Source organism: Acinetobacter sp. BIGb0196, from assembly GCF_011759595.1.
In the GTDB taxonomy this organism is placed as follows: Bacteria; Pseudomonadota; Gammaproteobacteria; order Pseudomonadales; family Moraxellaceae; genus Acinetobacter; species Acinetobacter guillouiae.
Map to the genome: position 1 here is coordinate 2,618,960 of NZ_JAAOZA010000001.1, position 21,589 is coordinate 2,640,548.

The 21,589-nt window shown below is 39.3% G+C and carries 18 protein-coding genes; 8 read left to right on the plus strand and 10 right to left on the minus strand.

Annotation, left to right across the window (positions count from 1 at the left end):
- Positions 1 to 120: 120 nt before the first annotated feature.
- From FHR28_RS12035 to FHR28_RS12075, 9 genes are all read right to left on the minus strand, one after another.
- Positions 121 to 3,255 carry a TonB-dependent receptor gene (locus FHR28_RS12035; RefSeq protein WP_166782661.1) on the minus strand — a complete coding sequence of 1,045 codons (3,135 nt, stop codon included), beginning with the start codon at positions 3,253 to 3,255 and terminating at the stop codon, positions 121 to 123.
- A gap of 263 nt (positions 3,256 to 3,518) precedes the next feature.
- A complete protein-coding gene (locus FHR28_RS12040) occupies positions 3,519 to 4,532 on the minus strand; it encodes a FecR family protein (protein WP_166782662.1) in 1,014 nt (337 codons plus the stop codon).
- A complete protein-coding gene (locus FHR28_RS12045; RefSeq protein ID WP_004721334.1) occupies positions 4,533 to 5,054 on the minus strand; it encodes a sigma-70 family RNA polymerase sigma factor in 522 nt (173 codons plus the stop codon).
- Positions 5,055 to 5,331: 277 nt separating this feature from the next.
- A complete protein-coding gene (locus tag FHR28_RS12050; RefSeq protein ID WP_004820653.1) occupies positions 5,332 to 5,769 on the minus strand; it encodes a Fur family transcriptional regulator in 438 nt (145 codons plus the stop codon).
- 17 nt (positions 5,770 to 5,786) lie between these two features.
- The gene (locus FHR28_RS12055) at positions 5,787 to 6,212 is read right to left on the minus strand and encodes a YbaN family protein (protein WP_004721341.1); all 426 of its coding nucleotides are present in this window, start codon (positions 6,210 to 6,212) and stop codon (positions 5,787 to 5,789) included.
- Between the two features lie 31 nt (positions 6,213 to 6,243).
- Positions 6,244 to 6,840, minus strand: a complete 597-nt coding sequence (locus tag FHR28_RS12060) for a biliverdin-producing heme oxygenase (RefSeq protein WP_004721344.1) — start codon at positions 6,838 to 6,840, stop codon at positions 6,244 to 6,246.
- Between the two features lie 41 nt (positions 6,841 to 6,881).
- Positions 6,882 to 7,739, minus strand: coding sequence for an energy transducer TonB family protein (locus tag FHR28_RS12065; protein ID WP_166782663.1), 858 nt, complete (start codon positions 7,737 to 7,739; stop codon positions 6,882 to 6,884).
- 503 nt (positions 7,740 to 8,242) lie between these two features.
- Positions 8,243 to 11,359 (minus strand): efflux RND transporter permease subunit, encoded by a 3,117-nt coding sequence (locus tag FHR28_RS12070; RefSeq protein ID WP_171527317.1) that lies wholly within the window; start codon positions 11,357 to 11,359, stop codon positions 8,243 to 8,245.
- Positions 11,356 to 12,600: an efflux RND transporter periplasmic adaptor subunit gene (locus tag FHR28_RS12075; protein ID WP_166782664.1), complete on the minus strand. Its 1,245-nt coding sequence runs from the start codon at positions 12,598 to 12,600 to the stop codon at positions 11,356 to 11,358. Before FHR28_RS12075 ends, FHR28_RS12070 begins: the two co-directional genes overlap by 4 nt.
- Before the next feature lie 136 nt (positions 12,601 to 12,736).
- Here FHR28_RS12075 and adeR point away from each other — a divergent pair, with 136 nt between their 5' ends.
- Complete coding sequence (gene adeR, locus FHR28_RS12080) at positions 12,737 to 13,468, plus strand: efflux system response regulator transcription factor AdeR (RefSeq protein ID WP_004721351.1); 732 nt, start codon at positions 12,737 to 12,739, stop codon at positions 13,466 to 13,468.
- Positions 13,458 to 14,549: a two-component sensor histidine kinase AdeS gene (gene adeS / locus FHR28_RS12085; protein ID WP_004721352.1), complete on the plus strand. Its 1,092-nt coding sequence runs from the start codon at positions 13,458 to 13,460 to the stop codon at positions 14,547 to 14,549. The genes adeR and adeS overlap by 11 nt, the downstream gene beginning before the upstream one ends.
- Before the next feature lie 175 nt (positions 14,550 to 14,724).
- Here the strand turns inward: adeS and mobR are convergent, their stop codons facing one another.
- Entirely contained in the window at positions 14,725 to 16,407 is a 1,683-nt protein-coding gene (gene mobR, locus FHR28_RS12090) for a phenol degradation transcriptional regulator MobR (protein WP_034615101.1), read from the minus strand.
- A gap of 405 nt (positions 16,408 to 16,812) precedes the next feature.
- Between mobR and FHR28_RS12095 the strand changes: the two genes are divergently transcribed.
- The 6 genes from FHR28_RS12095 to FHR28_RS12120 all read left to right on the plus strand — a co-directional run bounded on the left by FHR28_RS12095 (position 16,813) and on the right by FHR28_RS12120 (position 21,529).
- Entirely contained in the window at positions 16,813 to 17,103 is a 291-nt protein-coding gene (locus FHR28_RS12095; protein WP_056512494.1) for a phenol hydroxylase subunit, read from the plus strand.
- A gap of 18 nt (positions 17,104 to 17,121) precedes the next feature.
- On the plus strand, positions 17,122 to 18,123 hold the full coding sequence (locus FHR28_RS12100) for an aromatic/alkene monooxygenase hydroxylase subunit beta (RefSeq protein ID WP_166782665.1): 1,002 nt from the start codon (positions 17,122 to 17,124) through the stop codon (positions 18,121 to 18,123).
- Positions 18,124 to 18,135: 12 nt separating this feature from the next.
- Entirely contained in the window at positions 18,136 to 18,405 is a 270-nt protein-coding gene (locus FHR28_RS12105) for an MmoB/DmpM family protein (protein WP_004721361.1), read from the plus strand.
- A 67-nt stretch (positions 18,406 to 18,472) separates the two neighbouring features.
- Positions 18,473 to 19,999, plus strand: coding sequence for an aromatic/alkene/methane monooxygenase hydroxylase/oxygenase subunit alpha (locus FHR28_RS12110; RefSeq protein ID WP_004820631.1), 1,527 nt, complete (start codon positions 18,473 to 18,475; stop codon positions 19,997 to 19,999).
- A 94-nt stretch (positions 20,000 to 20,093) separates the two neighbouring features.
- Positions 20,094 to 20,456, plus strand: coding sequence for a phenol hydroxylase subunit P4 (locus FHR28_RS12115; protein ID WP_166782666.1), 363 nt, complete (start codon positions 20,094 to 20,096; stop codon positions 20,454 to 20,456).
- 11 nt (positions 20,457 to 20,467) lie between these two features.
- Positions 20,468 to 21,529, plus strand: a complete 1,062-nt coding sequence (locus FHR28_RS12120; RefSeq protein WP_004721366.1) for an NADH:ubiquinone reductase (Na(+)-transporting) subunit F — start codon at positions 20,468 to 20,470, stop codon at positions 21,527 to 21,529.
- The last annotated feature ends 60 nt before the right edge of the window (positions 21,530 to 21,589 follow it).

Consider the following 21,589-nt stretch of genomic DNA (forward strand, 5'->3'; position numbering starts at 1 on the left):
ATGTGCTGCACTGATTTTAATTTTTAAATTCAAGTGTAAAATCAAGGAGTACGTGTCTTATTTTCCACACATTTATTGCATTTGGTGTGCAATAAATTCGGTTAATTACCTCTAAGTTCCTTAAAACTTATGGGTAATGCTTAGCTTAAATGTTCGACCTGGTGCTGCAATTGCCGAACGAGTTAATGGATCAATATAGAATTCGTCAGTGAGATTAGTCCCCACCAGTTCAAATAAGGTGTCTTGTTTAAGTCGATAATTGATATAAGCATCCACAATGGTCATTGAGTTCCATGCCAAAGGGGTATTGGCGTAATAACTCATCTCTATATCGTTATAGTTTTTAGTTTCAGGATTTTCATACTTATGGTGATAGCTCGCACGAGTTCCGACTTCAAGTTTTTGATCAAAGAATCGTCCACCAAGTGTTAAATTAACTGAATATTTTGGGGTTGCCATACTGACTAAATATCCACCTACAAATCCATCATCAACACAACGATTTAATAAAAACTGGTGGCTCGCCCCTAAAAGCATCGCTGAGTTTTCATCACAAACTTTATTTTTAAAACGATAATTGGCACTTAAGTCAGTAAAGAAACGCCCATTGTCAAAGCGACTTTGCAGTTCTAATCCTTCTGTGGTAAGGCTATCGACATTGCTAAATGCCAAAGTTGGACTACGCTCAATCGCATTCTTAGTTTTGTTATAGTAATAAGCCAATTTAATATCTGCATAACTACTGTTTTTAAATAACTCAGATAGATTATGAACATAGGCAAGTTCATAATTTGATGCATGCTCTGGTTGTAACTTATAACCACTTAAGGTTCCAGAAAACCCAAGCGTGCTTTCAAACATACTTGGCATTCTATAAGCTTCGCTATAACGTAAATACATTCGACTATTGGGGCTAAAATTAACCGTTGCTGAAGCTGTTGGTGTCCAACCATGATCTTTAGTTTTTTGCACACCTGTTTTTGTTAAGTCAATATCTTCATAACCGCTAGGAATGCCACTACCAGAATAATATCCATAATCCCGACCTTGTACTAAGGTCCCATTTAAAAAGGGATTATTGGCAATGGTTAATTTTCCACGGTTATCCATTTTGTAATCAATTTTATTAGATTTCTGATAAATTCGACTTAAAATTCGAGCCTGCTTGCGCTCATCAGTCCAACCTTCCGCTAAAGCAAGAGCCTCTATACTTTCTCGTGTTTGCTGTTCAAGTTCTGGTGTCATATTTGGGCGTTTAGTAAAATAAGTCATACTTAATGCCGTGGCTTTTTTAATCAGGCTAAACTGGGGATCACCCGCATTGACTCGTTCATTAAGAAAATCATCAAAGGCCCAATAGTTTTGATATCTTGCACCTGCGTTTAAATTCAGCCATGAGACAGGTTGATAGTCAAAGTTAAAATTAAATTCTTTTTCTTCTCGACGACCTGCTCTCGGTAACATCCTATAACCCGAATTTGTTCCGTTAATATTCGGGTCTTTATAAATATCATCCGAACTGAGTTTTTCTTTTTGAAAACTCCCCCCAACAGTTAAACCCAGATTAGACAGCAATTTAAACTTATTACTTAGGGTCATTCCTTGGCGAGTATTGTCTGAATTTGCAGTAGCACTGTTCACAAAAACACCCAAGTTTGCATTGGTATCATTGGGAAATCCACCTGAACTATAGGTATGACTCTTGGTATCAGTCCGCCAAATATTGCCGTAGAAATCGACTAAATTATTATTTTGAGGTTGATATTTGTATTCCATATTATAGGCTTTAGAGTCGATATGACTTAAAGGCCATTGTGGTACCCCTGCTTTATTTTTGACGACTTCACCCCAAGCAATTCGTGAAGGTAAAATTTCTCCATTGATGATTGAACTGTCCCGATAACCGAACTCTAAACGCTGTTCATCTGTGGGTTTCCACGCCGCTTTTAACAAATAAGATTCTGTTTCAAGGGATGTATTGGGAACTTCTGTACCTCCTGGGTAAACTTTGGCAAGGTATGGAACGTAATTAAATCGTCCTGTGGCAGGTTTATCATAAAAATCACTGCCATTTTTTCCTGCAAAGTGATTGCCTTTATTACGATAAGCATAAGCAGCCAAAACTTCAAAATTATCACTACGTCCCGCCAAAGCAATACGTGTTGCAACATCATCGCCTGAATAAATATTATTTTCTTTATTCTGACGTGCTACTTTAAATAAGGATGGATCATAATAAGGCTCGAACACTGGATTGCCTTGCCAGTCCGTTCCTGTAGCTGGATAATTTGGATTATCATAAATGCTTTGACCTGTGAGTAATTGTGGTTCTCTAGGTTTCACTGCATTGCTGCTGGTTTCTACTTTTATCTCCCCACCAAAATTTTTACCTTCCTTTAAAACATCATCTACAGCTAGAGTATGAATAACGACCGCACCACCCACACCTGTATTTACATTGCGTGTGATGGAAGGCCCCTTAATGACTTGTAACCCACCGATTAAATTAGGGTCAATATAACTCCGATTATTCGCACCGTTATAACCACGCCATACAGTGAGTGCCTGTTCTGTCCCATCAATAAGGACAGGAACACGGCCCGGCCCTTGAACACCACGGATACTTGGATCTAAAGCACCACTGTTTCGGGCATCACCACTGTATACTCCGACCATTCCCTTGAATAAGTCTGCTGGCTGAGCGCCTTTATATCGTTCTATTTGCTCTTTGCTGGCATAGACGCTAGAAATATCTTGATCATAAACATCATTCTGCCCTTTTGTATCGCGACTGACAGTGCCAAAAACAGTCATTGGGCTAAGTTGTACGACATTTTCTTGATCAGCTATCATCGGCTGAGATTGTACTGGAATGGGTCTAATTTCAGCTTTATCCACATGCTTCAATATATAGCCATTTCCAACTTTCACCACAGTAAACTCGGTTGCTGCTAAAATATGTTGAAAGCCGTTTTCTAAATTATATTGTCCGCTTAAACCTAAGCTACTTTTACCTTTAAGCTGATTTGCATCAATTGCAATCGAGGTCCCCGCTTGCTCGGCAAAGGTATTCAGAACACTGGCAAGTGAACCCGCTGGAATATGATATGACTGCGTTTCTGTACTGAGCGCATAACTGCTTTGTGTCGCGACTGTTGTTGCTACACCCACACAAACGAGATGAATCGCCAATGCCAATGATGTCACTTTGAAAGAATATTTTGGATGCTTTTGACCGCAAACAGCTTCACTCATTTTACGCCCCAGTAAATGTAAATAAGAATCATTCAATATATTAAATTAAATGTATTCCTAATATTTGCTTCTACTTACTATGACGCTTCAGAATTGAAAAAGTGGAACCATTTATTCAAAATAAATTTAAATTATCTATCTTTTATTTTTCTAAGTTTATTATTAATTATATTTATCAAACAATTAGTAAAAAACGATATAAATTTTAGGCCTAATTTAAAGCTAAACAGCATGATTCAAACCAAGTGCTTAAATCATGCTGTTTATTGCAAAGTCACAACTGTGAAATATGGGGTGATTTGATAGACATTTAGCTGAGGGAATACACTGCTTAATAATTGCAATGCACTTTCGGTATGATCTAAAGGCAATACAGCATTGACCTTAATTTTCTCTAACTTAGCAGCGTTAAATATAATTTTTTCTTTGCTGTTTCGATTCAACTCATTTAGCACTTTTGACAAAGACATATTTTCAACAATCAAATGCCGTTGATTCCATTTCCGCTGTTCATTGTATAAATTAAAAGTATGTATAGGTTGTATACCATTTCGATCAAGTATGACTTCTTGCCCTGCTGTCACAATCACAGAAGATGCTTTGGTTTGATCTTCGTCTTGTTTCGAGGACTGAACTTTCACTTTGGAATGTAGCATTTTAAGCCCAGTCGCATCTGGCTGATATTGAACACTAAATGCAGTTCCCAATGCTTCAATTTGACCATGTTGGGTTTTGACAATAAAAGGACGGGCTTTGTCTTTGGCCACATCTACAAATATTTCCCCTTGAACCAACTCCACAACACGCTGATTTGCTGAGAAGTCCAGATTAACCGCACTCTGACCACTGAGTTTAAGTTGTGAACCGTCTGCTAAGGTTTGGGTTTTCCATTCTCCCGCATGATTTTTAATATCAGCGGTTAGATATGACACTGGATGATAAATAAAATAACTATAAATACCCCCTACACAACACAATATCACCGTTAAAATTCCACCATAGCGCATATTTTTTTGCTTACGGGCACTATGCAAACCTGTTTTTAAGACAGATTGGGTCATTTTCTGTTGTTGTGGAGTCTGTACCAGTTTTTGAATCGAAGTAATATATTGCTCGATATCTTGAGCAATTTTTTGGCGTTGTGGACTCTTGCTTTTCCAAGCATCAAAATCTGTTTGCGCTGTTCTTTTGAGTAAGTCATCATCGGTACTCAGCAGCACAATCCATTCCGCTGCTTCTTCGATTAATTGTTGCTTACTCTTCTCTTCTTCAATCATTTACTCAAACAAATCCTTCTCTTGTTTCAGTGCGTAGCATTGCACAAGGCAAGTTGCTAGATATTTTTGAATCATCTTGGTTGAAACACCAATGATTTCTGCAATTTCTTTATGGGTTAAACCTTCAAAATAATGTAGCACAAAAGCTTGCTGTGCTTTTTCAGAGACGCGTATCAAAGCCTGACAAATCTGGTCAATCGCTTGAACAACCTGAAGTTGATCTTCTGGCGAAGGAATTGTATCCAGCATATATTCCATCTGACTTAATTCATTCAGATAGGCTTGCTCTATGCGCTTACGGCGCACCTGATCAATCATTAAATTTCTAGCAATGGTCACCAGATATGCACGAGGTTCTTTTACTCCAAAAAGTTCATCACGCGTTTGCAGAATTTTAATAAACGTATCTTGTACCAAATCTGCAGCTTGCTCACTATTGCCTACTTTTTTTCTAAGCCATTGATGCAACCAAGATTGGTGATTACGGTACAATTGATCTACAAATGCAGGATTTTTGTTCACAATAGGATCAACTCTTTGATGGCCTGTTAAATGATAATAATTATCATTTAAATGTCAAGACACCCTGAGAGAAAATCCCCGTATATATGATTATTTTTTAGTTTATGTACATCCTTATGTTCTATTTGATCATTTAATATACTTAAAAAATAAAGTTAAATTATCAATAGTTAATGCCCATTGAACCTCAATATCTGGGTTATCATTCAGTTTAAATTCCGATTTATTATTTATGGATATTTTTATCATAAAATAATCTACCCTTTGGCATGTTATTTTAATGACTACAATAAGGACAAGAGGGTTTTTCTATAACAAGATGATATGAACTTGCACCATGTTCTAAAATAAGTCCTCGAATTTGCTGCTCTAAAGCCTCATCATTAATTTGTTGCAACTGACTACACTTTTTACAATATATTCTCATATTGGTTTGACTTCCCTTGAATGAATATAATGCTTGTTCACTGCCCAGCTTAAATTTAACCAACAATCCTGCTTTAACAAGCTGTTTCAGGGTTTGATAGACACCAGCAAAAGATAATTTTTTCACTTTTAAATCTGGACTATACAAAATTTCGGCTGCTGTCAGCTCTCGTTGTGCATTTCTTAAAATATTCAGTACAGTTAATCGTGTTGTGGTTACTTTTAAGTTTGCTTGCAACAGCAAGCGTTTAAGTTCTTCAGTATTTTTATAATATTCAAAGATTTCCATCCTGAGATTATCCTCATTTATGCTTTTAACCACATCCACAATTGCACACAAACCATCATCAAAACAATGGTCCCTACTGCCCATGGATGAGGCACAGTCCAAATTAAAATTCCAGCAGCCACACTCATACTGGCCAAAGAAAATAGTTTTACTTTTACGGGCAAAGTTCGTTTGAGTTGCCATTGCTGTAAAATCGGAGCAATGACTTTATTATTAACAATCCACTGATGCATTCGCTGCGAACCCTTTGCAGCAAACAACGTCGCAAGAAAATAAAAATCAAACGTAGGCAAACCAGGAACCACCAAACCGATCGTCCCTAAGACCAGACATAACCCCGCCAGTGCAATACAGATCCAGCGAACCAACCATGACTTCGCCAATCTCGGCTCCGACATAGAAATACTGGTATTTAGATTGGTCTCTGACCCCGTTTGCTTCATTGCTTGATTTCCTTTATCCATCATCAATTATTTATTTCAGTGTTTTTAATTGTGCTAAAAGTTCACCAAAACGATGAAAGCCTTGCATAGCCCCCTCAATAATCAATTGCTGTTCCTCTAAACTAAAATTTGCATCATCTAGGGTTTGCTTGAAACGCTTCCATACTAATCCACGACCCTCTGGATATGCTGCTAAGTTACGTGCAGCAAAATCAGCATTAAAGCCAAATCTAGCCTGAGCCTCTTTGAGTAAAAATGCTGCGCCTAAGGTTGAACCTTCTGAAACATAAATCCAGCCCAAAGATTGTGGAAAACTAATTTCATCTGTTGCAATACCCTGCTGCTGAGGCGTTAAACCTAAATCAGCCAAGTCTTGTAAAGCTGCATCGGAACGCCCACGCACATCTAAATCGGGAATCAATTGTTCAACCTGTGAATCTTGATAAAGATGTTCAACATCTTTCTGAAAATAATATTGCGACAGGGTGAATTGCGCATAATTCTCTTTGCTCTCAAACGCGCCTGATTGTTGCATCAAGATTTCCATACGTTCATGCTCTGCCAGTGTTTCTTGTTTCAAGCGTTGCATTAAACTACTACTGATCACTTTTTCTGTTGATGCGTTCATAAAAACTCCTAAATAAACCCTTTCATTGTTTAATGATCCAATCAGCGATTACGACCAAGCTTAAGCTGAATGGGAAAATCCACCACGATTGCCAATGCTTCACCATTGACAATATGTGGTTTAAATTTTGCTTTTTGTGCAGCTTGTATAGCTCTTTCATCCAAACTACTAATACCTGAGCTTTGCTTTACTCTGGCATCTATCGGCTGCCCTTGAGGATTGATTTTGATGGTGAGAACCAACAAGCGCTGCTGGTTTTGCAATTCGCGATCATCGTAATTAAGCTTGCCAAAGCTGAGTACATCGACCCGACTCACGGGAAGCGGTTGCTGTGGTTGAGAAGTAGAGGCAGCGTTTTGTTCTTTTTTATTGTCTTTGCCTGCTTCACCACCTGCACGTTTGGCTATCTCATTTGACTGACCTGAAGCAGTCTGTTCAGTATTCGTAGATGATTTTGTTTCAGTGAATGTTTGTGTTGACTGACGATTTGATTCAGATTTACTTTCCGTCTGTTGATCGGTTGGTTTTTTTTCTTGTGCTTTTGTTGTCTGTTGTGTTGTTTGATCCATCTTCAACTTTTTTGACTCAGTACTATGTATCACTTTGACCTGTTGTTGATGTTGTATCGCTGTTGCTACTGTAGATTGAGGTTGTGCTTTTGATTGCGTTGCAGCTTGCTCTGATGCCGTCTGCAGCTTTGTACTGCTTTGTTGTACAACATCGGTTTTGTTCAAGCTGATAAAACGAATTTGAATCGCATTTTCAGGTGAATGTGATTCAATACGAACATCTGTTTTTAAATAAGACAAAGACCATAACAACAATATATGACTGATCACTACCCCACAAAGCGTAGAGTATTTTTGCTTATCATTTGAAGCGAGAATTACAGCAGACATAGGCTTAGATACAGCACAAATAAATGTAGCGCATTTGCTGAGTGCTGGATAAAACCCTGTGCTTTTCTTGTCTGCTCAATCTATTGTATTGCGTTGTACTGTTCATGAATCCTTCCTGCTTCGTCTATCAGATCAATTGCCGTGAATTTAAAAAACGCTGCCTTTATCTATATAGACGAATGAGAAGGCAAAAATGCCTAATGAGAAATGTAATTAAATGTAAATAAGAATGGTTTAGAGGGGATAATTTGACGATAAAACAGTGGGCTACTGAACGTATTTATTTAAATGTAAAAAATAAACTTATATAAATAATGCAGTTAAAACAACTGAACTGTATATCTAAAGAAAACTATACGAGATAAAAATAATAGGAAGAAAAATTAGGCATCCAAATAAATGCATATAATAAATGCAATGGATGGCTTAGAAATATTGTAGAGGACAAATGCTTATCCTCTACAAAACACAAGATTAAAAATTAAAAGCTTAACGCAGAGCGCTTAAGGCAGTTTACGTACAGGTAAAGCTTTGCCACGTAATTTCTCAACAGCACTGAGGATAAACACAAAAAATACTGGCACAAAAAAGATTGCAAGTATCGTCGCACTGACCATACCACCAAAAACCCCTGTACCAATCGCATGTTGAGTTTCAGAACTTGCGCCTGTAGCAATCACCAATGGAATCACACCAGCGGTAAAAGCCAAGGATGTCATCAAGATCGGTCTTAAACGAAGTTTGGCAGCAGCAACAGTGGCTTCAATCAGAGTCATTCCCTCTTCTTTCAGCATTTTGGCAAATTCAACAATCAAAATGGCATTTTTTGCAGATAATCCAATGATGGTAATTAAACCCACTTTAAAGAAAATATCATTGGGAATTCCTCTGATCCATACCGCAACCACTGCACCAATCATACCTAAAGGTACAACCAGCATCACCGACAATGGAATCGACCAGCTTTCATAGAGTGCAGCAAGGACGAGGAAGACCACTAACATTGACAATGCCAATAAGAAATTGGTTTGCGCTTCTGACTGTTTTTCCTCCAAGGATTGCCCTGTCCACTCATAACCAATTCCTTTTGGTAATTGCTCAATCAGTCGCTCCATTTCCTTCATCACTACCCCAGAAGAAACCCCTTCTGCGCCTGCCCCTGCAATACTCAATGATGGTCGTCCATTATAACGATTGTATTGCTGCGGAGACTGTGTCCACACAGGTGTAACAATCTCAGAGAGTTTAACCAGTGCTCCAGTTTTATTAACCACATTCAAATTTAGAATATCAGTGATTTTCATCCGTGAATCGGCATCCACTTGAACAATCACTTGCTGCATTCGTCCTTGATTTGGAAAATCATTGACATACATTGAGCCCATTGAAGATGAAATGGTGTCTGTCACATCAGCAAAATTCACACCTAAAGCTTCTGCCTTATTACGATCAATTTTTAAATCGACATTACTGCCTGGTGGTAAACCCTCTGGATAAACATAAGCCAGTTTTTTACTGGTTGCTGCAAGACCAATCAACTGTGCTTGTGCCTCATTCAAAGCTTGCATTCCAAGATTACCGCGATCTTGTAAACGTAAAGTAAAGCCCGAAGTTGTTCCCATTTCTTCAATTGCTGGCGGTAAAACAGACATAATCGTACCTTCTGCACTGTCTGCCATGGCCGCATTTACAGCGTTAACCTCATCTGCAGCGGAGGTATTTCTTTCTTTGAAATCTTTTAAATTTGTAAAGGCAATGGCAGTGTTATTGCCAGAACCACTAAAGCCAAACCCGAGTACAGAGACATTTTCTTTAATACTTTCTCTGCTTTTTAAATGTTCCTCAAACGATTTTACAATGGTCAATGTCCGCTCTTGACTGGCATCTGCAGGCAATTGAAATGAGGTGATAAATGAGCCTTGGTCTTCTTCTGGTAAAAAAGCGGTTGGGATCGATTTAAACGCAAATAATAAGAAACCTGTCAGAACAACAAATACAATCATCACAGTAAAAATGTGTTTCAATAATTTCACTAAAATTGCTTCATACTTTTTATTGACGCGGTCAAAAAAGCGATCAAACCACGCAAAGAAGCCTTTTTTCTGATGATCGGCTTCAATCGGTTTTAACAAGGTTGCACAAAGTGCAGGGGTTAAAGTCAGTGCTAAAAATGCTGAGAATGCAATGGATACCGCCATGGTCACGGTAAATTGTCTATAGATAATCCCTACCGAACCACTGGCAAAGGCCATCGGTAAAAAAACCGCCACCAGTACCAAGGTTATCCCGATGATTGGACTGGTAATTTCTTGCATTGCTTTAGAAGTCGCATCAACAGGTGATAAGCCTTCCGTTGCCATGATGCGTTCCACATTTTCAATCACCACAATCGCATCATCGACAATAATACCGATGGCTAAAACCATACCAAACATAGTTAAAACATTGACCGAAAAACCACTGATCAACATCACTGCAAATGTGCCTAGAAGTGCAATCGGTGCAACAATTGAAGGGATCAAAGTGTAGCGAATGTTATGTAAAAATAAATACATGACAAGGAAAACCAACACCATTGCTTCCAGCAAAGTCATGATTACTTTTTCAATCGAAATTTTAACAAACGGCGCAGTATCATAAGGAATCGAATATTGCATCCCCTTTGGTAAAACCTTGCTCAACTCCTCAACTTTTGCTTTGACAGCTTCAGATGTCTTGACTGCATTCCCCCCTGGGCTCATTTGAATCGCCAAAGCGGTTGCTGGCTTTCCATTTTCTAAAATAGAAAAACTATAGGTTTGCGCCCCAAGCTCCACCCGTGCAACATCTTTAAGTGTGACTTGTGCGCCACTCTGGTTGGCACGTAGGGTAATATTTTGAAATTCTTCAACTGTACTTAACTGCCCTTCAGCCGTTAATGGCAGTGTAATCATCTGTCCTTGAACCGCAGGCAAACTCCCGACACTTCCCGGAGATATCGGCGTATTTTGTGCTTGAATGGCATTTGTGACATCTTTAATCGACAGCTGATAAGACACCAATTTGTTTGGATCTATCCAAATACGCATGGCCTTTTCAGATCCAAAGGATTGGATACGTCCTACCCCTTCAACCCGTTTTAATTCTTCAACCACATTTCGAACCAAATAATCACTTAAATCAATTTCTTTAAATTGATCATTTGGTGAGTTGATTCCGACCATCATCAGAAATCCAGAGGATGCCGCTTCAACAATTAGGCCTTGCTGTCTAACCGATTGTGGCAATCTCGGTTCGATAGACTTTAGTTTATTTTGCACATCTACCTGAGCCAACTCTGGATCAGTCCCCGGTTTAAATGTGGCGGTGATACTCGCTTGACCACTGGCATCTGAGGTGGCGCTGTAATAAAGTAAATTCTTTACTCCCGATAACTCTCTCTCAATCAAGGTGACAACACTATCATTCAAGGTTTCTGGTGTTGCTCCCGGATAGGTTGCATAGATACTAATCGAAGGTGGTGCAACTGAAGGAAAACGAGAAATCGGCAACTTTGGAATACTTAAGACACCAAACAGAATAATAAAGAGTGCAATCACCCAAGCAAAGATTGGTCGTTTAATAAAGAACTGCGATATCATAATTTTTCTCCTGTATTCGGAGAAGACTGACCTGCCGTGCTTTGATCACTGCCCTTATTTTGTGCTTGCGTGCCCCCAGCATCGGTTGTGTATTGCGACTTCCACTGGGTTATTTTTAAAGGCTGTTCTGGCTGTTGAATTCGATCATGCCCCTCAACGATGACTTTTTCACCTGCTTTAATTCCACTATTCACCACATAGAAACCTTTGTATAACTGTCCTAAACTCACTGGACGTGTTTCTGCAGTCTGATTTGCTTTTACAATCATCAGTTGTGCTTGACCTGAAATATCTCTTTGTACGGCTTGTTCAGGGACAAGTAAGGCATTGGGTTGTGATGCTCTGTTTAAACCAACTCTGACATACATCCCTGGCAATAATTTCCGTTGAGGATTATTTACTTCCACACGGATAGTGACATCACCGGTATTGGGATCTACGCTGGTATCTGAGAATAAAATCTTCCCAGTCACTGGATATAATTTACCCTGACTATTGGATATGCTGACCTCAGCACCACCACGTTGTAACAACGAACCATCATTCAAACGATCTTGCAATTGCTCATATTCAGAAATTGATTGTTTAACATCAACATAGACTTTATCTAACTGATGCACCAAAGCCATTGGATTGGTATCACTGGTGCTGACCAATGCACCTTCGGTTACCAGCAACTTACCAATTTGACCTGAAATCGGAGCGCGTACAGTCGCATAGCGTAAGTTTAAATTTTGTCGTGCCAATGCTGCCTTGGTTTGAGCAACTTCGGCCAAAGCCTGATGATAAGCGGCTTCTGTATTATTAAATTCCTGTTTACTAATGGCATTGGAAGGAAGCAGTTGTCGATATCGCTCCTGTTGCATTTTTAGACGCACTACTTCTGCCTGTGCTTTTGCCAATAAAGCCTGATTACTATTGACATCTGCTTGAAGAATTTCCGAATTGATCTTAAATAAGGGTTGTCCAGCCTTAACTTCACTGCCTTGGGTAAACAGCACCTTTTCAATAATTCCGCCAACTTGTGGGCGAATTTCTGAAATTCGATAGGCTTGTACACGTGCAGGTAAGTTTTCAATCAAATGAATATCTTGCTGTTGAACGGTATAAATACTGACTTTGGCTGGTGTAGCCTGCTGTGCTTGTTCTGCTTCAGCATTTCCTGAGCGATTACATCCAGTTAACGCACTCCCACTTAAAACAACCAATAAAATAATAAAAAAATAAGGCTTAGGCATCATCTGCACCCAGAGTTCTAGATATGACGATTATTGGCAATATTTGTGTACTTAGCGTCACCAAAGTGTGGAGATTGTGTGGATATAGCCACTAAAAATAAATTATGATGGGCCTGTATCCATTTTAAAGTATCCAGCAATGGGCAATATTTCTTTTGCGTCTGATCCAGCCAGTAAACAAATTTTAGTCGTTGAAGATGATTATGATATCGGCGATATTGTGGAGCATTATCTGAAAAAAAATGGCTTCAATGTGCTTAGAGCACTTAATGGACAGCAAGCCATCGAAATACATGCGCAGCAACAGATTGATCTGGTGATTCTTGACGTGAAATTGCCGATCTTAAATGGTTGGGAAGTTTTAAATCATATTCGTCAATCCAAACAAACCCCTGTGATTATGCTGACCGCATTAGATCAAGAAGTGGATAAAGTCACAGCACTTAGAATCGGCGCTGATGACTTTGTGGTAAAACCATTTAATCCAAATGAAATTATTGCCAGAGTTGAGGCAGTATTGAGAAGAAGTGCAATGTCATCTCAGGCGAAAGCCCAAATCATTAGCTTTAAATCAATTGAAATTAATACAGAAACACTTTGTGTATACATTATCAAAGAACATTCGAAAGCACTGTTAAACCTTACCTTAACGGAATTTAAGATTCTTGCGTTGATGTCGCAAGCGCCCTACAAGGTTTTTACCCGATCAGAATTAATGAACCATTGCTTGCCTGATGGTGATGCCTTAGAGCGTACTGTAGACAGTCACATCAGTAAATTACGTAAAAAACTGGAAGATCATCATCAAACTGACTTACTGATCAATGTCCGTGGTGTTGGCTATCGTTTAAGGCAAAATGATGAAAAATAACATTGGAATTAGCCGCCAGCTGATTATCACCATGGCCAAAGTGAGCTTATTGACCACTTGTTTTTCCTTGATTTTTGGCTATTTGACTTATTTTGTTGCCATCGAGTTTAAATTGGTCTCGCTAGAACAGTTAAATTCCGAAGACTGGTCATTTAATTTTGTTGATCTCACTTGGATTTTACTGGTGACTTTATGCGGTTCATTAACTTCTGTTTATTTAGGATTAAAATTAGCGCAACGCTTTATCGCCCCGCTAAATTCTTTAGCCATTGCAGCAAGAGAAATTAGTTTGGGCAATCTTTCCGTAAGAGCGCAATTGGACAATCCCTCTTCTGTCGCTGAAATCACAAAGATGATCAATGATTTTAATCGTATGGCAGAAAAACTGGAAATCTCAGTCAACAATGCATCTATTTGGAATGCCGCAATTGCACATGAATTAAGAACACCTGTGACTATCTTACAAGGTCGCTTACAAGGCGTGCTTGACGATATATTTACCCCAGATAAAGCCCTATTAAAAAATTTACTCAATCAAGTTGAGCAGTTGTCATTTTTAATCGAAGATCTAAGAACCCTAAGTCTGGCGGATAATCAACAACTTCGACTTAACCTAGAGTCAGTTTGTCTATCTGACGTCATTACACAATCTGTAAACTTACTTCAAGACCGTTTTGATCAAGCAAAATTAGTCATCGAAACCAATTTATCAGATCAAGCCTGCTTTTTTGACCGACAACGGCTTGAACAGATCTTAATTGCATTATTTGAAAATGAAATTCGTTATGCACAGGCAGGGATTTTACGGATTAGCACACAAAAAAAATCAGAAGGTTTGGTTTTAACCATTGAAGATCAAGGACCCGGTATTGCAGATCAGCATATCCCCTTTATATTTGATGCGTTTTATCGACTTGAAGAATCCAGAGGCAAGAAGAATGGTGGCAGTGGTTTAGGTCTATCTGTTGTCAATGCAATTATGATCGCGCATGAAGGTCGGATTGAATATTCCAAGTCACAAGCTTTAGGGGGAAGTTGTTTTAGTATTTTATTTAAGCCCGATAATTTAAATAAAATATGAGATCAACATCCAAGTATAAAATCGACTCATTTAAACAAACATTCAACTCATCTGTTTTAAATTGACAACTATCAACAACTATAGACAGATAACATAGCGGCCTGTAGCTGATCAAAGCGCTATCCAAACACATTTCTATGGCTATTGGTCTATGGTTATTGAGGCAAATTTGATTTTAACCTAGCGTAATTTTCTTTAAACGGTAATCCAATGTTGCCCGACTAATTCCAAGCATACGTGCAGCTTCTGAGACATTCTGTTGGCTTTTATCCATAGCGCTACGAATAATATTTTGTTCAAGTTGATCTAAAGAGAAATTCTCACTAAATAAATCCTCTACATTGATCAGCGATTGTGCAGTTTCACCCACTGCTTCTAAATCCTTATGTTGAGGAAACAAACTGTCCAATTTAATTTCCTGTTGATGATCGGTCAGTAAGGTGGCTCTTTCCAATAAGTTTTCCAACTCACGAATATTGCCAGGCCAATCATATTTCATCATAAAGTTTTTCGCTTTATCACTGAGCCCTTTTAGGGTCTTGTTATACATATTTTCAAAGCGTGCCAAAAAGTGATTAATCAGCAAGGGAATATCTTCTCTTCGCTCACGCAAAGGTGGAATAATCACAGGAAAAATATTTAAGCGATAATATAAATCTGCACGGAATTTTCCATCTTTAACGGCCTGCTCTAAATCCTCATTGGTCGCAGCAACAAGTCTGACATCGACTTGGCGGGTGCGACTATCTCCTACCCGTTCAAACTCACCTTCTTGCAGCATCCGTAATAACGCAGCTTGTGCGCGTGGTGAAAGCTCAACCACTTCATCTAGAAAAATAGTTCCACCATGAGCACGTTCAAATTTTCCCATTCGAGATTGAACCGCACCAGTAAATGCGCCTTTTTCCACCCCAAACAGTTCTGACTCAATCAGATCAGGAGGAATACAGGCACAATTCACAGCCACAAATGGTTGCGCTTGGCGCTGACTGCCATTATGAATACCCCGTGCAAATGCTTCTTTGCCAACGCCTGTTTCACCCTGTAATAAAACTGCGACTTTACTCCCTGCTGCTTTTTTAAGTAGATCACAGACTTTGCGATAGGCGACCGACTCTCCTACCGCATTAAACATGGTGTAATCACTTTCAGCATCGGTATAGATATTTTTCTTTAATTGATTGAGTTCCGCCTGTAAGGCAATGATTTCATCCGAGACGGCATCGGGTGACATAAAGCGAATCAACTCATCGGCATTTTCCCATTCACTCAACGGCTTTCCAATGATTCGACAATGCTCATCACCTTGAGCAACGCAATGTGTCTCCTGATAGATAATGGTCTGCCCCATGACAAAGCTGCTATAGCCACAGGCATAGCCCAATAACATCCAACAAGCAGGTTGATCTGAAGCACCAAATTCACTTAAATGCACTTCTGCCTCAAATGAATTAAGCCAGTTAAAATCAGCATAAAACTGTTTTAAATCATGACTTAAATGCAGTTCATTGACATCAACCTGTACCATGCCACGGATGCCATGCATTTGCGGTCCAGCCATAAAAGCTTCTGCTTCATTTAAATTTGGTCGTAGTTTTGAGGTTACTTCTGCATCGCGCATGCCAGCTTGGTAACCACAACGAATAAAAAAGCGTTTGGTGCGTTCAAGCCCCAGCATTTGATAGAGATCTTTTCTTAAAAAGCCCAGAATACTGGTATGCATCAACAGCATTCGATTTTCATCAAACCAGATTTGTCCGTGTTGAGCATCAAAAACGATTTTATCGAGTAAATCTTGAATATCTTTGTTCTGTTCCAGTATTTTTTTATATACCTTCACATCTTTGGCTGGGGGCATGATATATCCATCCTTGGCTATATGTCTTTGTGAATGCAATCTTGATATTACCTAATTCTGAACCAAAAGCTTCACTACCTTTTCTTATATTTTCATACCTTTAAGGTATATTGTTTTTATTTTAACCAATATCAAGTCGTTATTGGTTTTTATAAACATTAACTCGACCTCTCCCATCAAAATCACTGTTTCATCTTTTGATGAAATCAGCATCTCTTTACGTTCATTATTTGATGAAAATAATGTTGTCGTGCTTCATATCCTCATGAGCAATAAATAATAAACATTTGAATTTTAATTAAATTTTAAAGTTGGCACGACTTTTGGAATATCTAGAGCAAACCTAGTACATGAGCATGAAGCTCTACATCGAAATTGTTTTGATGTTGATAAAAGGATAAGCACATGATTGACGCTAAACAGCCTACCGCATTGGTCAAATATATCCGTATTACTGGTGAGCGGAATGCCAAATTTGTCGAGTTCGATTTTGCCATTCAAGACCCTACGCTTTTTGTTGAACTGATTCTCCCCCAACAAGCTTTCCAGCATTTTTGTGAAATTAATCATGTCATTGAAATGACCGCAGAACAACAAGCTTGGAACGATGCGCAGGAAGATAAATGGCGTTATGGCATTGAACCAACTGTTTTAAATCATGCTCGCCAACATTCTGATCAAGAAGATCAGGCTTAATTCTACAAGGAGAAGCTAATGACTTTAGAAATTAAAACATCCAATTTGCAACCGATTCGTCAGACTTATGCGTATATCGAACGCCGTTTTGGAGCCAAGCCCGCAACACGCTATCAAGAAGTCAGCTTTGATATTCAAGCTTCGACAAATTTTCACTATCGCCCCTTATGGAAGCCAGATAAAACCTTAAATGATAAAACCCATACCGCTTTGCAAATGCAAGATTGGTATGCATTTAAAGACCCTCGTCAATTTTATTACGGCGCTTATGTGCAACATCGTGCACGTCTGCAAGATACCGCTGAAAGTCATTATGCTTTTTTTGAAAAACGTCAGTTGGTCAATAATCTCAGTGATGAAGTGAAACAAAAAATCATCCAGCGTTTATTACCTTTTCGCTATGTCGAACAAACAGCCAACTTACATATGATGTCAGGCAGTGCCTATGGTTATGGCACTGTCATCACCCAAGCATGTATTTTTGCGGCTATGGATCGTCTCGGTATGGCGCAATACATTTCACGTATTGGCTTAATCCTTGATGGCAATACAGGTGAATCCTTACAACAAGCCAAACACGCTTGGCTAAATGATGAAACTTGGCAACCCTTACGTAAACTTTGTGAACAAAGCCTAACCGAACAAGACTGGTTCAAACTTTATATTTTGCAAAATCTTTTGATTGACAGCATGTTACAAGAGCTGGTTTTTGGACAGCTCGATGAATGGCTGGTTGAAAATGGCGGGCGTGATATTGCCATTCTTACTGAATTTATGAAGGACTGTTTAACTGATTTAGCGAAGTGGTCAGACAGTGTTTTAAAAACTGCGATTTCAGAATCTGAAGAGAATAAAACCCTGATTCAATCATGGATCACGGAATTACTACCCCAAGTTAAACAAGCATTTAGTGCTTGGGCACAAACCGCACTTACGGATTCAGGGATTGATTCAGGTCTAAATAAGATCTCTGAACGTAGCAAAAAAGCCGGCAACATTTTACTCGATTTAGCAGCATAAGGATTTGCCATCATGACCTCTAAAGTTTATTTAGCATTGCAAGACAATGACACTTCACGCTACATCATTGAAGCGATTGAACAGGACAATCCTGAAGCAACAATTCAATATCTTCCCGCGATGATTCGGGTCGAAAGCACTGGCGAGCTGGTGGTACGTGCAGAAACAGTATCAGAAAAACTTGGGCAAAACTGGGATATCCAAGAACTTCAACTCAACATGATCACCTTGGGTGGCAATGTTGATGAAGATGATGACAGTTTTACCTTGAAGTGGAACTAAGCCGTACTTCCCCTAGATTTAAAGCATAAATAGCAGGCAGCTGCATGTAAGTTAAAGGATGATCAAAATGAATAGCCAAGCCAAAGTAAACAATAAAAAGCTCAATGCCAAAGAACGTTATCGGATACTCACCCGTGATCTAGATTGGGACTTTTCCTATGCAGATCGTAAAGATGCTTTTCCGTATGAAGAGTTTGAAGGCATCAAAATTACCGACTGGTCGAAATGGGAAGATCCTTTCCGTTTAACCATGGATAACTATTGGAAATACCAAGCAGAAAAAGAAAAGAAGCTATATGCCATTTTTGATGCTTTTGCACAAAACAATGGGCAAATGAATGTTTCAAATGAACGTTATGTCAACGCAATTAAACTGTTTTTAACCGCGGTAACCCCGCTTGAGTATCAAGCGTACCAAGGCTATGCCCATGTTGGACGTCAGTTCAGTGGCATTGGTGCACGTATCGCCTCGCAAATGCAATCCATTGATGAATTACGTCATGTACAAACCCAGATTCATGCGATGAGCCATTACAACAAGTTCTTTGATGGCTTCCAAGACTGGGCACATATGCATGACCGTGTCTGGTACTTGTCTGTACCTAAATCATTCTTTGAAGATGCGCGTTCAGCGGGGCCTTTTGAGTTTTTATTGGCAATCAGCTTTGCCTTTGAATATGTCCTAACTAACTTATTGTTCGTTCCTTTCATGTCGGGAGCAGCTTACAACGGTGATATGGCAACCGTAACATTTGGCTTTAGTGCACAATCAGACGAAGCACGCCACATGACGTTAGGACTGGAAATTGTAAAATTCTTACTGGAACAGCACGAAGATAATGTGCCAATCGTACAAGAATGGATTGATAAATGGTTCTGGCGAGGAACTCGCCTGCTGTCCATCGTCGGCATGATGATGGATTACATGCTGCCAAATAAAGTCATGTCATGGAAAGAAGCTTGGGAAACTTATTTTGAAGAAGCAGGTGGCGCTTTGTTTAAAGACTTAAGTCGCTACGGGATTCGTATGCCGAAATATAGTGAAGTGATTAGCAAAGAGAAAGAACATGTTTCGCATCAAGCATGGTGGATTTTCTATAACTTCGGTCATGCAGCAGGCTTCCATACGTGGATCCCAACAGATGAGGAAATGGATTGGCTCTCAGAAAAATATCCTGACACGTTTGATAAATACTACCGCCCACGTTGGGAACTTGCTCGAAAAATGGAAGCTGAAGGTAAACGCTTCTATAGCGCGGGTTTACCTCAATTGTGCCAAGTGTGCCAAATTCCCATGACCTTTACTGAAATGGATGGTGACCCAACGCTATTTAGCTATCGCGATTCAATTTACAAAGATGAACGTTACCACACTTGCTCTGATGGTTGTCATGACATTTTTGAACGCGAACCTGAGAAATACATCCAAGCTTGGCTGCCTGTACATCAAATTTTGCAGGGTAACTGTGGTGGTCCAGATTTAGAAAGTATTTTAAGGGATTACTACAACTTTAATGTCGGTGCAGACAATCTCGATATTGAAGGTTCACCTGACCAACAGCGCTGGAAAAAGTGGAAAGGCAACGCAGCTTAAACCCTCATCCAAAAATTAAAAAATAAACAATGGATGTTGTCTAACTCGACAGCATCCGCTCAAGGATTTATTCAAAAGTTTAAGGAAATACACCATGACTGTACAAGCGATTGTTGAAAAATATCAATTTGAACCACTAGACCTACAACAAAATTACGGCGAAAACATATTGTTGTTTATTGGTTGGGATCATCACACCCTATTCTGTTCGGCACATGCTTTTGTGGTTTCACCAAAACAAAGCTTACAAGCCTTGATTGATGGGCAAATTCAAGCAGGTTTTGAGCAACATCCCGATTTTAAACATATTGATTGGTCTAAAGTTGAATTCCGTTTAAACCGCAATCTTTTACAGGCTGATTTTTCTAAGTCCCTAGAAGATTTGGGTTTTGATCATAAATCTCTCCTGCGCTTTGTAACGCCTGATTTAGCAGGTTACCAAGGCACACATGTTTAAGGAGAACACAGATGAGCTATCAAGTCACGATTGAACCAGCAGGAACCATCATTCAAGTTGAAGAGGATCAAACCATTTTAGATGCAGCATTGCGTCAAGGTGTTTGGTTGCCCTTTGCTTGCGGACATGGCACTTGTGGTACATGTAAAGTTCAAGTCACAGACGGCTTTTATGATGTAGGTGAAGCCTCACCTTTTGCGCTTATGGACATTGAACGTGAAGAAAATAAAGTGTTGGCTTGTTGTTGCAAACCAGAATCTGACATGGTCATCGAAGCTGATGTGGATGAAGACGAGGATTTCTTAGGCTATTTAGTCCAAGACTACCAAGCTAAGGTTATTGAAATAACGGATTTATCGCCAACGATTAAAGGTGTCCGACTTCAACTTGATCGACCAATGCAGTTTCAAGCAGGCCAATACATCAATATCCAACTCCCAAATATTGAAGGAACCCGGGCATTTTCAATCGCCAATACACCGAGCGAAGCAAATCTGATCGAATTACATATTCGTAAAGTGCAAGGTGGTGCAGCAACACGCTATGTGCATGATGAACTGAGTGTTGGTGAAGAAATGGCGCTTTCAGGACCTTATGGACAATTTTTTGTGCGTAAGTCTGATCAGCAAAATGTCATTTTCATTGCAGGTGGTTCAGGGCTTTCAAGCCCTCAATCGATGATTCTGGATCTTTTAGAACACGGTGACACCCGTATCATTTATTTGTTCCAAGGTGCACGGGATGTTGCTGAATTATATAACCGTGAAAAATTCGAACAGCTTGTCAAAGAATATCCAAATTTCAGATACATCCCTGCCTTAAATGCGCCTAAGCCAGAAGACCAATGGACAGGGTTTACAGGTTATGTACATGAAGCGGTTGCCAATTATTTTGAAAATAAATGCAGTGGGCACAAAGCATATTTATGTGGCCCGCCACCAATGATTGATGCCGCCATCTCCACCTTGATGCAAAGCCGTTTATTTGAAAAAGATATCCATACTGAACGCTTTTTAAGTGCGGCAGATGGTGCAAATGGGCAATCACGTTCGGCACTTTTTAGACACATCTAAAGTTGAGTGGTTGAACCCTTAAATTATCCAATATAGCAACACCAGCTTGAGTGATCTGCA

Bases quoted from the DNA above. Each gene is read 5' to 3' on its own strand.
- FHR28_RS12035 (WP_166782661.1), bottom strand. From the start codon at position 3,255: ATGAGTGAAGCTGTTTGCGGTCAAAAGCATCCAAAATATTCTTTCAAA.
- FHR28_RS12040 (WP_166782662.1), bottom strand. From the start codon at position 4,532: ATGATTGAAGAAGAGAAGAGTAAGCAACAATTAATCGAAGAAGCAGCG.
- FHR28_RS12050 (WP_004820653.1), bottom strand. From the start codon at position 5,769: ATGGAAATCTTTGAATATTATAAAAATACTGAAGAACTTAAACGCTTG.
- FHR28_RS12055 (WP_004721341.1), bottom strand. From the start codon at position 6,212: ATGAAGCAAACGGGGTCAGAGACCAATCTAAATACCAGTATTTCTATG.
- FHR28_RS12060 (WP_004721344.1), bottom strand. From the start codon at position 6,840: ATGAACGCATCAACAGAAAAAGTGATCAGTAGTAGTTTAATGCAACGC.
- FHR28_RS12065 (WP_166782663.1), bottom strand. From the start codon at position 7,739: ATGTCTGCTGTAATTCTCGCTTCAAATGATAAGCAAAAATACTCTACG.
- FHR28_RS12070 (WP_171527317.1), bottom strand. From the start codon at position 11,359: ATGATATCGCAGTTCTTTATTAAACGACCAATCTTTGCTTGGGTGATT.
- FHR28_RS12075 (WP_166782664.1), bottom strand. From the start codon at position 12,600: ATGATGCCTAAGCCTTATTTTTTTATTATTTTATTGGTTGTTTTAAGT.
- adeR (WP_004721351.1), top strand. From the start codon at position 12,737: ATGGGCAATATTTCTTTTGCGTCTGATCCAGCCAGTAAACAAATTTTA.
- adeS (WP_004721352.1), top strand. From the start codon at position 13,458: ATGAAAAATAACATTGGAATTAGCCGCCAGCTGATTATCACCATGGCC.
- mobR (WP_034615101.1), bottom strand. From the start codon at position 16,407: ATGCCCCCAGCCAAAGATGTGAAGGTATATAAAAAAATACTGGAACAG.
- FHR28_RS12095 (WP_056512494.1), top strand. From the start codon at position 16,813: ATGATTGACGCTAAACAGCCTACCGCATTGGTCAAATATATCCGTATT.
- FHR28_RS12100 (WP_166782665.1), top strand. From the start codon at position 17,122: ATGACTTTAGAAATTAAAACATCCAATTTGCAACCGATTCGTCAGACT.
- FHR28_RS12105 (WP_004721361.1), top strand. From the start codon at position 18,136: ATGACCTCTAAAGTTTATTTAGCATTGCAAGACAATGACACTTCACGC.
- FHR28_RS12110 (WP_004820631.1), top strand. From the start codon at position 18,473: ATGAATAGCCAAGCCAAAGTAAACAATAAAAAGCTCAATGCCAAAGAA.
- FHR28_RS12115 (WP_166782666.1), top strand. From the start codon at position 20,094: ATGACTGTACAAGCGATTGTTGAAAAATATCAATTTGAACCACTAGAC.
- FHR28_RS12120 (WP_004721366.1), top strand. From the start codon at position 20,468: ATGAGCTATCAAGTCACGATTGAACCAGCAGGAACCATCATTCAAGTT.